We start from the raw sequence: 13,840 nt of genomic DNA, 5'->3' as shown, positions 1-13,840 counted from the left end.
GCCGCGCCGCGGCACCGGGGTCGGGGAGTGTCACCGGGCGGCCGTAGAATTCCCACGTGGCTGGAAGGATCAACGACGAGGACGTGAAGGCGGTCCGGGACGCGGTCCCGATCGACTCCGTGGTGTCCGAGTACCTCCAGCTCCGCAACGCGGGCGGCGGCAACCTCAAGGGGCTGTGCCCGTTCCATGACGAGAAGTCCCCTTCGTTCCACGTCAGCCCGAGCAAGGGGTTCTACCACTGCTTCGGCTGCCAGGAGGGCGGGGACACCCTCGACTTCGTGATGAAGGTCGACCACCTGTCCTTCTCCGAGTCCGTCGAGCGGCTCGCCGCCCGCGCCGGGATCACCCTGCGCTACGAGGAGGGCGGCTACGGCCGCGCCTCGCAGCAGGGTGAGCGCACCCGGCTGGTGGAGGCGCACCGGATCGCGGCCCGCTTCTACGCCGAGCAGCTCGACGGCCCCGAGGCGGAGGTCGGCCGCCGCTTCCTCGCCGACCGGGGATTCGACCAGGAGGCCGCCCGGCACTTCGGCATCGGCTACTCACCGGCGGGCTGGGACCACCTGGTGCGCTATCTGCGCGGGCAGGGCTTCACCGACAAGGAGCTCACGCTCTCCGGCCTCGCCCAGGAGGCGCGCAACGGACGCCCCATCGACCGCTTCCGCGGCCGCCTGATGTGGCCGATCCGCGACATCACCGGCGACGTCGTCGGCTTCGGCGCCCGCAAGCTGCGCGAGGACGACCAGGGGCCGAAGTACCTCAACACGCCCGAGACGCCCCTCTATCGCAAGTCGCAGGTGCTCTACGGCATCGACCTGGCCAAGCGGGAGATCGCCAAGGCCAACCGCGCCGTCGTCGTGGAGGGCTACACGGACGTCATGGCCTGCCACCTGGCGGGAGTGACCACGGCCATCGCCACCTGCGGCACCGCCTTCGGCGGTGAGCACGTGAAGATCCTGCGCCGGGTGCTGATGGACAACGCCCAGTCGGAGGTCGTCTTCACCTTCGACGGCGACGCAGCCGGGCAGAAGGCCGCGCTCCGCGCCTTCGAGGACGACCAGAAGTTCGCGGCCCGCACCTGGATCGCGCTGACGCCCGGCGGTATGGACCCGTGCGATCTGCGGCTCGCGCACGGCGACGAGGCCGTGGCCAAGGTGATCGAGGACCGTGCCCCGCTCTTCGACTTCGCCATCCGCTCCATCGTGGACCGGCACAACATCGACACCGCCGAGGGGCGGTCCGCCGCGCTGGAGGAGGGCGCACCGGTCGTCACCCAGATCAAGGACCCCTCCATCCGGCGCGGCTACGCGGTACGGCTGGCCGGGCTGCTGGGCATCGTGGACGAGGAGTTCGTCGTCCGCCGCGTCGCCCAGCTCTCCCGGTGGGCGCGCGAGCGCGGCCAGGCGCCGCCGCGCACCGCGGGGCGCGCCGCACGCGCGCAGGAGAGCCCGGCGGTGCAGGCGCCCTTCGTGCCCCGCGGCCCGGATCTGAACCTCCGCAGCCCCGCCCACCGCGTCGAGCGCGAGCTGCTCAAGCTGGCGCTCCAGCGGCCGGAACTTGTCTCGCCCGCCTTCGACGCCTACGGGACCGACGAGTTCACCGCGCCGCCCTACGCCGTGGTGCGGCAGGCGGTGGAGGCCGGGGGCGGCGCCGAGGCCGGGGTCGGGGACAGCGGCTACCTGGGACGGGTCCGGGACGCGGCGCCGGACGACACGGTGCGCTCCCTGGTCACCGAGCTGGCCGTCGAGCCGCTGCGCAGCGCCCGCAACCGGGAGGTCGACGAGGCGTACGCGGGCGAGCAGTTGGTCGCGGTGCGCCGCGCCGCCGTCAACGCCCGCATCACCGAACTGGAGGGCGCGGCGCGGCGTCTGGAGGCGCGCCAGGAGTACGAGCAGTCGGCCGGCGTGCGCCGGCAGATCTGGACGCTCCAGCAGTACGGCATCGCGCTGCGCGAGCGGGGCGCCGCGGCGCTCTGACGGGAAGCGGGGCCGTCCGGCAGCGGGCCGTCCGGCCGGTTGCCCGGCACTGTGGGGCTCGCGCCGGGCCGCGGGGGCCGTGCGGCCCGGCTGCGGCTGCCTCCGGTGCCCGGCAACGGCTGCCCGCGGCGGGCGTGCGGGCGGTGCGCCGGGCGCACGTTTTCGGGCTCGCCGCGCTGCGGCGGCGCCCGGTAGGCGCCCGCGGGCCCGGTGAGCGCCTCGGGGCGACCGGCGGGAGGCGCCCCCGGGCTGCGCGAAGCTGTCGATGCCGGTGCCACAAGGAGAACAGCCGCATCCGCAGCCCCGGTGGTGCGTAGTGGATCGTGCGCTGAGGGTGACGTTTGGCGGAAAAACTGCCCGCACGACCCTCGTGGCGGGCATGTGTCGTACCCCACACTGGTGAGCGGTGCCTGAGTCCTCGGAGCGGGGCGGTGCTGGCCGGAACCGGCCAAAGTCCCCCGCGGAACCGCACGTTCCGTACGGGATGGAGCGCGGCCCGGCCGCGGTCGTTCCCCTCCCGCACGCCGCCCCCGAACCGGCAGCGATCACACTGGAGGTCGCCCCCGTGCAGACCCGGACCCGGAATGCGGCGCCCCACGCCGCCTCGACCGCCCCGCTGGACGCGCACTCCGCGCCGTCGGCGCCCCCGGCGCACCCGGGGCGGGTGCCCGCTGCCGAGTTGCCCCTGTCGGCCGCCTCGGCCGCGGCCCTCCTCGGCCCACCGGCTCAGGCGCCGCCCGCGGAGCCCGGCTCCCCGGGCGGTGCGGCCGGTGTCCCGGAACCCGGCGGGACCGTGCCGGAGCAGCGCGGGGCGCCCCGGGCCGAGGAGGAGAGGGAGTCGGCGGCGCCGCAGCCGGAGGCCCCCGCGACCGGTGCCTCGGCGGATCTCTTCCGCCAGTACCTGCGCGAGATCGGCCGCATCCCCCTGCTCACCGCCGCCGAGGAGGTGGAGCTGGCCCGGGGCGTGGAGGCGGGGCTCTTCGCCGAGGAGAAGCTCGCCGACTCGCCCACGCTGGACGGGGAGCTCGCGCTCGACCTCGACCGCCTGGTGGTGCGCGGCAGACTGGCCAAGCGCCGCCTCATCGAGGCGAACCTGCGGCTGGTGGTGTCCGTCGCCAAGCGCTACGTGGGCCGCGGTCTGACCATGCTCGACCTCGTCCAGGAGGGCAACCTCGGGCTGATCCGCGCGGTGGAGAAGTTCGACTACGCGCGCGGCTACAAGTTCTCCACCTATGCGACCTGGTGGATCCGCCAGGCCATGTCCCGGGCCCTGGCCGACCAGGCCCGGACGATCCGCGTCCCGGTGCACGTCGTCGAGCTGATCAACCGGGTGGTGCGGGTGCAGCGCCGGATGCTCCAGGAGCGCGGGTACGAACCCGCGGCCGAGGAGGTGGCGGCCCAGTTGGACCTGACCGAGGAGCGGGTGACCGAGGTGCTGCGGCTCGCCCAGGAGCCCGTCTCGCTGCACGCGCCGGTCGGCGAGGAGGAGGACGTCAATCTCGGTGACCTGATCGAGGACGGGGATGCGCCCTCGCCGGTGGAGTCGGCCGCCTTCCTGCTGCTGCGCGAGCATCTGGAGGCGGTGCTCTCCACGCTCGGTGAGCGCGAACGCAAGGTCGTACAGCTCCGGTACGGGCTGATCGACGGCAGGCCCCGCACGCTGGAGGAGATCGGCCGGCTCTTCGGCGTCACGCGGGAGCGGATACGGCAGATCGAGTCCAAGACCCTCACCAAGCTGCGGGACCACGCCTTCGCGGACCAGTTGCGGGGCTATCTGGACTGACCGCTCGTTTGACGCGCTCTTGTCAGCCTGTTCGCGCCCTCCTCATAATCGCGGGCAGTGTCTCGCCGACTCGCCCCCGGTGACCGTACGTTCCACGGTGCACGCCGCCCTGCTGCATGCTGCCAGCGCATTGGCATGGGCATGAAAACTGCGTGCCGTGCGCGCGCCACCGGGGGTCGGGCCGCGAGCAACCCCCCACGAGAGGAAGCGCGTTGCAGCACTCCGCGAAACACCTCAAGAGAGTCACCGCCGTCGGCGCCGTCGCCCTGGCCGCCTTCAGCCTCAGCCCCTCGGTCGCCTCCGCGCTGCCGACCGACAACCCCGGCGGCCACCGCGCGGCACCGGACGCGACCGTCGTCGGCGGCAGCCGGGCCCAGCAGGGCGCATTCCCCTTCATGGTGCGGCTGTCCATGGGCTGCGGCGGCTCCATGCTCAGCGACGACATCGTGCTGACCGCCGCCCACTGCGTCGACGGCAGCGGCCCCGACACCAGCATCACCGCCACCGGCGGCGTCGTCGACCTGGAGGACCCGGACGCCGTCACGGCCACCTCGACCGAGGTCGTCCAGGCACCCGGCTACGACGGCACCGGCAAGGACTGGGCCCTGATCAAGCTGGACCGGCCCCTGGACCAGCCGACCCTGGCCACAGCCCAGGACGACTCCTACGACAAGGGCGACTTCACCATCGCCGGATGGGGTGCCGACCAGGAGGGCGGCGCCCAGCAGCGGTACCTGCTCACGGCGCAGGTGCCCTTCGTGGACGACGCCACCTGCAAGAGCGCCTACTCCGGCCTCGTCGAGGACGAGGAGCTGTGCGCGGGGAAGATGGACACGGGCGGCGTCGACACCTGCCAGGGCGACTCGGGCGGGCCGATGTTCCGCAAGGACGACGCCGGTGAGTGGATCCAGGTCGGCATCGTGAGCTGGGGCGAGGGCTGCGCGAGGCCGGGCAAGCCCGGCGTCTACACCGAGGTGAGCACCTTCGCCGCCGACATCGAGGCCGCCGCCGCGCAACTGGGCTGACCGGTTCCGCCGCCGCGCGGCACCGCCCCGCGGACCGGGGCCGGCGCGCGGCGGGGAGCGGCCACGCACGCCGGCGGAGGTGGTCGGTCCAGGGGCGGTCAGTCCACCTCCGCCACGGCCTCGGCGAACTGCGACCGGTACAGCCGCGCGTAGGCACCCCCCATGGACAGCAGCTCCTCGTGACTGCCCTGTTCGACGATGGCGCCGTTCTCCATCACCAGGATCACGTCCGCGTCCCTGATGGTGGAGAGCCGGTGGGCGATCACGAAGCTGGTCCGCTCCGCGGCCAGCCGCTCCATCGCCTGCTGGATCAGTACTTCGGTGCGGGTGTCCACGGAACTGGTGGCCTCGTCCAGGACCAGGATCACCGGGTCGGAGAGGAAGGCGCGGGCGATGGTGATCAACTGCTTCTCGCCCGCGCTGACGCTGTCGCCCTCGGCGTCCAGGACCGTGTCGTAGCCGTCCGGCAGGGTGCGGATGAACCGGTCGGCGTGCGCGGCCCGCGCGGCCTCCTCCACCTGTGCGCGGGTGGCTCCCTGCGCCCCGTAGGCGATGTTGTCCGCGATGGTGCCGCCGAACAGCCAGGTGTCCTGCAGCACCATGCCGATACCCGCGCGCAGGTCCTCGCGGGACATGGCGGCGATGTCCGTGCCGTCCAGCAGGATCCGGCCGCCCCGCACCTCGTAGAACCGCAGCAGCAGATTGACCAGGGTGGTCTTCCCGGCACCGGTGGGCCCGACGATCGCCACCGTCCGGCCGGGATCGACCGAGAGCGACAGGTCCTCGATCAGCGGGGTGTCCTCCGCGTAGCGGAAGGAGACGTGCTGCATCTCCACCCGTCCCCGCGCTGCGGCGGGCCGCACGGCGTGCTTTTCGTCGGGGTCGGGTGACTGCTCCTCGGCGTCGAGGATCTCGAAGACCCGCTCGGCCGACGCCACTCCGGACTGCACCAGGTTGGCCATCGAGGCGACCTGGGTGAGCGGCTGGCTGAACTGCCGCGAGTACTGCACGAACGCCTGCACGTCCCCGATGGACAGGGCGCCCGAGGCCACCCGCAGTCCGCCGACGACAGCCACCAGCACGTAGTTGAGGTTGCCGACGAACATCATCGCGGGTTGCATGATCCCGCTGATGAACTGGGCCTTGAAGCCGGACCGGTACAGTTCCTCGTTCTGCTCGGCGAAGACCTCGGCCGACTCGCGCTGCCGCCCGAAGACCTTCACCAGCGCGTGCCCGGTGTACATTTCCTCGACGTGCGCGTTCAGCGCACCGGTCGACTTCCACTGGGCGACGAACTGCGGCTGCGCCCGCTTCCCCACCCGCGTGGCGACCAGCGCCGACAGCGGCACCGTCAGCAGAGCGACCAGCGCCAGCAGCGGCGAGATCCAGAACATCACCACCAGCACGCCGACGATCGTCAGCAGCGAGTTGATGAGCTGGCCCATGGTCTGCTGCAGCGTCTGGCCGAGGTTGTCGATGTCGTTGGTGACCCGGGAGAGCACCTCGCCGCGCGACTGGCCGTCCAGGTAGGACAGCGGCAGTCTGCCCAGCTTCTCCTCCACCTGTTCCCGCAGCCGGAAGACGGTACGGGTGATGACCCGGACGGATATGCGTCCCGACCACAGCATCAGCAGTCCGGCCGCGGCGTACACGGCGGCGACACCCAGCAGCACCGTGCCCACGGCGCCGAAGTCGATGCCCTGGCCCGGGGTGAAGTCCATCCCGGAGAGCATGTCGGCCACCCCGCCGTCGCCGTGCTGCCGCAGATTCTCCAGCGCCTGCTCCTTGGTGAGCCCGGCGGGCAGCTTCCGGCCGACGAAGCCGCCGAAGACCAGGTCCGTCGCATGCCCGAGGAGCTTGGGACCGATGACGCTCAGCGTGACGCTGACGACGAGCACCCCGAGCATCATCAGCAGCAGGCCCCGCTCCGGCCGGAACTGCCGCAGCAGGCGCTTGCCGGACCCGGCGAAGTCCATGGATCGTCGAGGCGGCCCTCCGGCCATGCCCCCGGGCCCGCTCATGGTGTGTCCTTCCCGCTCGCCGCCACGCGCACACGGTGCACGGGGCCGGTCGTCCCCGCTGCCCGCGGCCGGGCGGTGGTGTGTGCCCCGCTCACGCGGCCTCGCTCTCGGTCAACTGGGAGAGCACGATCTCCCGGTAGGTCCCGTTGCTCTCCATCAGCTCGTGATGCCGCCCCGTTCCCACGGCCCGGCCCTCGTCCAGGACGACGATCCGGTCGGCGTCCCGGATGGTCGCCACCCGCTGCGCGACGATGACGACCGTGGCCTCTTCCGTCTCGCGCGCGAGCGCCGCCCGCAGCGCCGCGTCGGTCGCGTAGTCCAGCGCGGAGAAGGAATCGTCGAACAGGTAGATCTCCGGCCGGTGCACCAGCACGCGCGCGATGGCCAGCCGCTGCCGCTGTCCGCCGGAGACGTTGCTGCCGCCCTGCGCGACGGCCGCCTCCAGACCGCCCTCCATCCGCTCCACGAAGTCCTTGGCCTGCGCGACCTCCAGGGCGTGCCACAGCTCCTCGTCGCTCGCGTCGGGCCGCCCGTAGCGCAGGTTGGAGGCGACCGTGCCGGAGAAGAGGTACGGGCGCTGCGGCACGAGCCCCACGGTGCTCGCCAGCAGCGCCGGGTCCAGGGCGCGCACGTCCTCCCCGTCCACCAGGACCTCGCCCGCCGTCGCGTCGAACAGCCGGGGCACCAGGCCCAGCAGGGTGGACTTGCCGCTGCCCGTGGAGCCGATGACGGCGGTGGTCTCGCCGGGGCGGGCCACCAGGTCGATGCCCTGCAGCACCGGAGCCTCGGCGCCCGGATAGCCGAATCCGGCGCCGCGCAGCTCCAGATGGCCGTGCCGCCGCAGGGCGGTGACCGGCGCGGTGGGAGGCACGACGCTGGAGTCGGTCGCCAGCACTTCCTGGATCCGCTCGGCGCACACCTCTGCGCGGGGCACCATCATGAACATGAAGGTGGCCATCATCACCGACATCACGATCTGCATCAGATACGCGAGGAACGCGGTCAGCGCCCCGATCTCCATGTCGCCGCCGCTGATGCGGTGCGCGCCGAACCAGACCACCACCACGCTGGAGATGTTCACCACCGTCATCACCACGGGGAACATCAGCGCCATCAACCGGCCGGTGCGCAACTGCATGTCGGTCAGTTCGGTGTTGGCCGCGTGGAAGCGGCGGCGCTCGTATGCGTCCTGGACGAAGGCCCGGATGACGCGGACGCCGGTGATCTGCTCACGCAGGATCCGGTTGACGTGGTCGAGCCGCTCCTGCATGGAGCGGAACAGCGGCCGCATCCGGCGCACGATCAGCCCGACCGTGACGCCCAGCACCGGCACGACACCCAGCAGCACGGCCGACAGCGGCACATCCTGGCCGAGCGCCATGAAGATGCCGCCGAAGCACATGATCGGTGCGGTGACCATCAGGGTGAACGCCATCAGCGTCACCGTCTGCACCTGTTGCACGTCATTGGTGGTGCGTGTGATCAGCGAAGGCGCGCCGAACCGGCCGACCTCGCGGGCCGAGAACGCCTGCACCCGGTCGAAGACGCCCGCGCGGATGTCGCGGCCCACCGCCGCCGCGGTCCGCGCGCCCAGGTGGACGGCACCGATGTTGCACACCACCTGCACCACCGAGACCGCCAGCATGAGGCTGCCGTGGCGCAGGATGTAGCCGGTGTCGCCGAGAACGACACCGTTGTCGATGATGTCCGCGTTCAGAGTGGGCAGATACAGCGTGGCGCTCGTCTGCACGAGCTGCAGCAGCACGAGAAGCGCGATCGGCCGCTGGTACAGGCGCAGCCGGGCGCGGAGGAGGCGGATCAGCACACGGATTTCCTCGGTCGGTCAGGTCGGGAGAACGGAAGGCGCAAGTGATCGAGCGTACAAGCGTGCGGTACGGGTCCGCCTCCGGTTTTGGACGGTCCGGATGTCCGCACGACCGGCCCTCGACACACGCCGCGGACCGCCCGCCTCGGGCCCGCGCCGCGGACCGCCCGCCTCCGGCTCCCGCCGCGTACCGCCCGTTCCCGGCGCACCGGCGCCACCCGGGGGCGCGGGGCGCCCGTGCGCCGCAGGGGTCAGACGCCCAGCGCCCCCGGATACATCTCCTCGCGCACCGTGGCGTACTGCTGTCGCACGGCCTGCCCGACCGCCCGCTGCTCGCCCGCCTCGAACACCTGGCAGGCCGCGGCGGGCCACTGGGGCGGACGGCCGGAGCCGGAGAGCACCCATGCCGCCTGCCGGGCGGCGCCGATCGCCGCGTAGTCGGCCGGCTCGGGTACCACGACCTGCGCATCCAGCAGCGCGGGCGCCGCCTCCCGGACCGCGCCCAGTCCCGCCGCCTGGCCCAGCAGGAAGACCCGCCGCACCGACACCCCGCGGGCGCGCAGCACCTCCAGCGCGTCCGCCAGCCCGCACAGCATGCCCTCGACAGCGGCCCGCGCCAGGAACTCCGGCTGCATGCTCTCGCGCCGCAGCCCGTGCAGCGAGCCCGCCGTGTGCGGAAGCTGCGGCGTCTGCTCGCCCTCCAGATACGGCAGCAGCACCAGGCCCGAGGAGCCGGGAGTGGAGGAGAGCGCCAGTTCGGAGAGCCCCTCCAGATCCGTGCCGAGCATCCCGGCGGCCCCGCGCAGCACCCGCGTCGCGTTCAGGGTGCGCACCACCGGCAGGTGCATGCCGGTCGCGTCCGCGTAGGAGGTGATGGTCCCGGAGGGGTCGGCCAGCGCCTCGTGGTGGACGGCGCACACCGAGCCCGTCGCGCCGAGCGAGATCACCACATCGCCGGGCTCCAGCCCCAGGCCGAACGCGGCGGCCATCGTCTGGCCGGTGCCGGCGGAGATCAGCAGCCCCTCGGGGGTGTGCCCGGCGGGCTCCGCCGGACCGGCCACCTCGGGCAGCCCCACCTGGTGGCCGAGCGCCAGCTCGACCAGGTCCGGCCGGTAGGACTCGGTCGCCGCCGACCAGTAGCCGGTGCCCGAGGCGTCCCCGCGGTCGGTCACCCGCCGCGCCGGACGGCCCAGCAACTGCCACACCAGCCAGTCGTGCGGCTGCATGACCTCGGCGGTCCGCCGCGCCGCCGCCGGCTGCTCGCGGGCCAGCCAGCGCAGCTTGGAGACCGGGTGCGCGGCCTGCGGCACCGTTCCGACCGCCGCCGCCCACGCCGCACGTCCGCCGAACGCCTCCACCAGGTCCGCCGCGGCCGTCTGCACCCGCTGGTCGTTGCCCAGCAGCGCGGCGCCGACCGGTTCGCCCGCACCGTCCAGCGCGACGAGGCCCTGCTGCTGCGCCGAGACACCGATCGCCTGCACGTCGGCGAGCTGCCCGTCGCCCGCGGCCGTACCGAGGGAGCGCAGCCAGGACTGCGGGTCGTCGCGCTCACCCGGGTGCTCGGCGTGCCCGTGCCGGACGACCGCACCCGTTTCCGAATCGCAGACGACGATGCTCGTGTACTCGGCTGAACTGTCCAGGCCGGCGACTATCCCCATGGCCGGAATGATGCCTCATAGCCACCCGTACCGGGCCCGGCGCCCCGTCCTGGCACCTCGCCCCGGTGACGGACCCCGCACCTCCCGGGCCCGCGACGGCCACAGGCCACCGCACAGGAACGATCCACCGGCACGACTCACAGGCACGACGACCGGAAGGAGCACCGTTGTCGAACCCCCTGCGCATGCTGAGCCTGGAGGAGCTGCGCCGCCGCACGAGCATGAAGTGGCGCGCCTACGACCCCGACGTGCTGCCCGCATGGGTGGCGGAGATGGACGTGCCGCTGGCGGAGCCGGTCGCCGAGGCGATCCGAGAAGCGGTCCGGACGGGCGACACCGGCTACCCCGCGGGCACCGGCTACGCGGAGGCGTGGGACGGCTTCGCGCGCCGGCGCTGGGACTGGCGGATCCCGGCGGAGCACACCGCGCTCGTGCCGGACGTGATGCTCGGCGTCGTCGAGGTGCTCAAACTGGTCACCGGCCCCGGGGACGCGGTGGTGGTCAATCCGCCCGTCTACCCGCCCTTCTACCAGTTCGTCGCACACCTGGACCGCCGCGTCGTGGAGGCCCCGCTGGACGGGGCCGGGCGGCTGGATCCGGAGGCGCTGGAGGCGGCGTTCGCGCGGGCCGCCGCGGGCGGGCGGCGCGCTGCCTTCCTGCTGTGCAGCCCGCACAACCCCACCGGCACGGTGCACACCGCCGAGGAGCTGGCGGGTGTCGCGGCGCTCGCCGCCGCGTACGGGGTGCGGGTGGTCGTCGACGAGATCCACGCGCCGCTGGTGCTGCCGGGAGCCCGGCAGGTGCCGTATCTGTCGGTGCCGGGCAGCCAGGACGCGTTCTGCCTGTTGTCGGCTTCCAAGGCGTGGAATCTGGCCGGGCTCAAGGCGGGCCTGGCGGTCGCGGGCGGTGCGGCCGCCGACGAGCTGGCCGCCATGCCGGAGGAGGTCGGCCACGGGCCCAGCCATCTGGGCGTCATCGCGCACTCGGCGGCGCTGCGGCAGGCCACCGGCTGGCTCGACGAGCTGCTGGCGGGCCTGGACGAGAACCGGCGGCTGCTGGGGGAGCTGCTCTCCCGGGAGCTGCCCGCGGTCGGCCACCGGGAGCCCCAGGGCACCTTCCTCGCCTGGCTCGACTGCCGGGCGCTGGGGCTGGGCGAGGACCCGGCCGCGGTGTTCCTGCGGCGCGGCCGGGTCGCCCTCAATCCCGGGCCTGCGTTCGGCACCGGGGGAGCGGGGCACGTCCGGCTGAATCTGGCGACCTCGCCGGAGATCCTGGCTGAGGTGGTGCGCCGGATGGCCTCGGTGCTGTGAACTCCCCGTCCGGTGCTGCTCGGGCGGTCAGCTGCCGGACGGGGTCAGCAGCGCTTGGAGGAGTAGGCGTAGTTCTTGCTCTCCCCGGGCACCGTCACGGCGCCGCGCGCAGCGGTGCAGTGGCGCACGGTGTCCGCCGGGTAGGACCAGAACGACGCGGCGGAGGTGTGGCGCCAGATGCGCAGCCCGACCAGCTTCTTGGCGTGGAAGTCGTACACACCGACGTTCGTCGCGTACTTCCGGTGGTGGTCGCGGAAGCTCTTCCACACGTACAGGTAGCCGTAGTTGCGGTTGCAGCGCGGCGAGTAGAACTGCTTGACCGAGCCGATGGTGTAGCCCTTGCGCTTGATGTAGCCGGTCGAGCCGATCTGGTAGGCGTCGCTGCACATGTGCGCGGCCATGGCGGACCGGTCGGCGGACATGCCCGCCTCGTCGGCCGCCGGGGCGCTCTCGGGGGCGCCGGCGGTGGCCGTCGCCGCGCCGGCCCGGGCCTCGGTGGGGGCCGGTGCCGTCGCGTCGGCCTGGGCGGCGCCGGCGGGCAGCAGCGCCATCGCGCAGGCGGCGGCGGTGAGGGCGCCCTTGACGGGCGAGACGCCCTTGAAGGCGGACAGAGTACGCATGAGTCTCCTCCTGACGGAAGTACGGGATGTTCCGGTCATAACGGTCAGACCAGGAGGCTCACAGTAAGAGGCCGCGGTACCCGTGGCGGGGATTCACGCGCGGCGGCGGGTCGCAGCAGAGGCGTGCGCAAGTGGTGCGGTGGGGTGCGGACGGGTGCGGAGGGGGCCCGGCGCCATCGGCAAAGTGGCGCCGGGCCCCGGGCCTTGTGCATCCCCCTCCGACCGTCGTGGGCCGGGCGGGTGTGGTGCTCAGCAGCGCTTCTGGGAGTACGCCTGGTGGCTCTGCGGCGCGCCCGCCGGGCGCAGGCTGCCCACGCCGGAGGTGCAGTGGTCGACCGTGTTCGCCCCGTCCGTCCAGAACTCCTGCTGCTTGGTGGACTTCCACGCCTTGGCGGCGTGCACGGAGTCGTCGCTGTAGCTGTAGACGCCGGCGGTGATGTCGTAGGGCGCCGCTGTCTTGCGGAAGCTCTCCCAGACCCACACGTAGCCGTAGTTCTCGTCGCACTTCTTCGAGTAGAACTGCTTGACCGAGGCGATCGTCTCCGAGCCCCGCTTGATCAGCCCGCGGGTGCCGATCGGCACGGCGTCGTCGCAGACGCCCGCCGCCCGGGCCGCCCGGCTCGCCGGGTTCCCCTCGGGGGAGGGGGCCGTGCTGCGGGTCAGCTTCTGCGGGTGCGACGGGGGAGTGGCCGGGCCGCTGCCGGCGTAGGCGGCCCCGGCGGGCAGGAGTACCAGCGCGGAGGTCGCGGCAGCGGCCAGCGCGCCCTCGGAGAAGCGGGTGGAGCGGGTGGAACCGGTGGAGCGCATCGTGATTTTTCCCCCTCTTCGTTGAAGAAGCAGTCGTATGCGGGCTTTCCGTGGCATCGCCGGTATGGGTGCGATGTGCGGGATACCCAGTACGACACGCCGCCGCCTCGGGGGGTTGTACGCCATCACCCCGCTCTGCACGGTCGGTTGACGTCCTTCACGCCACCGGCGCCCCACCCGTCACGGGTGCCTCGAAGCGCTGTGTCACGGGCGCCCCGGAGGTCTTCTCACGCCGTCGCTGCCGTTCGCAGGTCGTCGAGCACCAGTTCGTGCACCACCTCCGGTTCGACACCGAGCCGGGAGAACACCGCGACGGAGATGTTGTCCTCCGAGCGCAGCACGCCGAGCAGTACGTGCGCGGTCCCGATCTCCCGGTCCCCGCGCGCCGATGCCTCGCGCAGCGCCCGCTTCAGCGCTTCCTTCGCGCGTGCGGCGAACGGGATGTGCCGGGTGGCCGTGCCGCTGCCGCGCCCCGTGCGGCCGGACCCGGCCGCCGCGTCGAGCGCGCCGGCCCCGAAGGACTCCTCCGCACGCCTGCGGACCTCCGCCAGGTCGATCCCGAGGGCGCGGAGCGCTTCCGCGTCCTGCGGGCCGAGGTCCTCGCCCGACCCGGTGACCACTCCCGCGACCGCCGCCCGGCAGGACGCCGCGCTCACCCCCAGCCGGTACAGGGTCGCCGCGCCCGTCTGCTCCGGGTGCCGCAATGTGCCCAGCAGCAGATGCTCGGTGCCGATCCGGTCGTGTCCGAGCGAGCGCGCCTCCTCCTGTGCGCTGATCACCACGTCCCTCGCCTCCCTGGTGAACCTTTCGAACATCGG

At 72.9% G+C, this 13,840-nt stretch carries 10 protein-coding genes; 4 read left to right on the top strand and 6 right to left on the bottom strand.

The features are described from left to right. The first annotated feature begins 56 nt into the window (after nucleotides 1-56). The 3 genes from dnaG to BMX65_RS03735 all read left to right on the top strand — a co-directional run bounded on the left by dnaG (nucleotide 57) and on the right by BMX65_RS03735 (nucleotide 4,781). Nucleotides 57-1,973: a DNA primase gene (gene dnaG, locus BMX65_RS03745; RefSeq protein ID WP_074998608.1), complete on the top strand. Its 1,917-nt coding sequence runs from the start codon at nucleotides 57-59 to the stop codon at nucleotides 1,971-1,973. A gap of 484 nt (nucleotides 1,974-2,457) precedes the next feature. Then, nucleotides 2,458-3,756: an RNA polymerase sigma factor gene (locus BMX65_RS03740; RefSeq protein ID WP_398758777.1), complete on the top strand. Its 1,299-nt coding sequence runs from the start codon at nucleotides 2,458-2,460 to the stop codon at nucleotides 3,754-3,756. A gap of 212 nt (nucleotides 3,757-3,968) precedes the next feature. Then, nucleotides 3,969-4,781, top strand: a complete 813-nt coding sequence (locus BMX65_RS03735) for a S1 family peptidase (RefSeq protein WP_074998606.1) — start codon at nucleotides 3,969-3,971, stop codon at nucleotides 4,779-4,781. A gap of 98 nt (nucleotides 4,782-4,879) precedes the next feature. Here BMX65_RS03735 and BMX65_RS03730 read toward each other — a convergent pair whose 3' ends face one another. The 3 genes from BMX65_RS03730 to BMX65_RS03720 all read right to left on the bottom strand — a co-directional run bounded on the left by BMX65_RS03730 (nucleotide 4,880) and on the right by BMX65_RS03720 (nucleotide 10,285). Then, nucleotides 4,880-6,802: an ABC transporter ATP-binding protein gene (locus tag BMX65_RS03730; RefSeq protein WP_074998605.1), complete on the bottom strand. Its 1,923-nt coding sequence runs from the start codon at nucleotides 6,800-6,802 to the stop codon at nucleotides 4,880-4,882. Between the two features lie 91 nt (nucleotides 6,803-6,893). Then, entirely contained in the window at nucleotides 6,894-8,627 is a 1,734-nt protein-coding gene (locus tag BMX65_RS03725; protein WP_074998604.1) for an ABC transporter ATP-binding protein, read from the bottom strand. A 251-nt stretch (nucleotides 8,628-8,878) separates the two neighbouring features. Further along, a complete protein-coding gene (locus BMX65_RS03720) occupies nucleotides 8,879-10,285 on the bottom strand; it encodes an FGGY family carbohydrate kinase (RefSeq protein WP_074998603.1) in 1,407 nt (468 codons plus the stop codon). 185 nt (nucleotides 10,286-10,470) lie between these two features. Here BMX65_RS03720 and BMX65_RS03715 point away from each other — a divergent pair, with 185 nt between their 5' ends. Next, nucleotides 10,471-11,595: a MalY/PatB family protein gene (locus BMX65_RS03715; protein ID WP_074998602.1), complete on the top strand. Its 1,125-nt coding sequence runs from the start codon at nucleotides 10,471-10,473 to the stop codon at nucleotides 11,593-11,595. Nucleotides 11,596-11,639: 44 nt separating this feature from the next. On the opposite strand, the gene BMX65_RS03710 is transcribed toward BMX65_RS03715, so the two are convergent. From BMX65_RS03710 to BMX65_RS03700, 3 genes are all read right to left on the bottom strand, one after another. Continuing rightward, nucleotides 11,640-12,215 carry a hypothetical protein gene (locus BMX65_RS03710; RefSeq protein WP_074998601.1) on the bottom strand — a complete coding sequence of 192 codons (576 nt, stop codon included), beginning with the start codon at nucleotides 12,213-12,215 and terminating at the stop codon, nucleotides 11,640-11,642. 249 nt (nucleotides 12,216-12,464) lie between these two features. Continuing rightward, nucleotides 12,465-13,022 (bottom strand): hypothetical protein, encoded by a 558-nt coding sequence (locus tag BMX65_RS03705; RefSeq protein WP_079171669.1) that lies wholly within the window; start codon nucleotides 13,020-13,022, stop codon nucleotides 12,465-12,467. Between the two features lie 227 nt (nucleotides 13,023-13,249). After that, nucleotides 13,250-13,837, bottom strand: a complete 588-nt coding sequence (locus BMX65_RS03700) for a Clp protease N-terminal domain-containing protein (protein WP_074998600.1) — start codon at nucleotides 13,835-13,837, stop codon at nucleotides 13,250-13,252. Nucleotides 13,838-13,840: the final 3 nt, after the last annotated feature.

It is taken from the genome of Streptomyces qinglanensis, assembly GCF_900111245.1.
Classification (GTDB): domain Bacteria; phylum Actinomycetota; class Actinomycetes; order Streptomycetales; family Streptomycetaceae; genus Streptomyces; species Streptomyces qinglanensis.
This window is presented reverse-complemented; position numbering and strand designations above follow the sequence as displayed.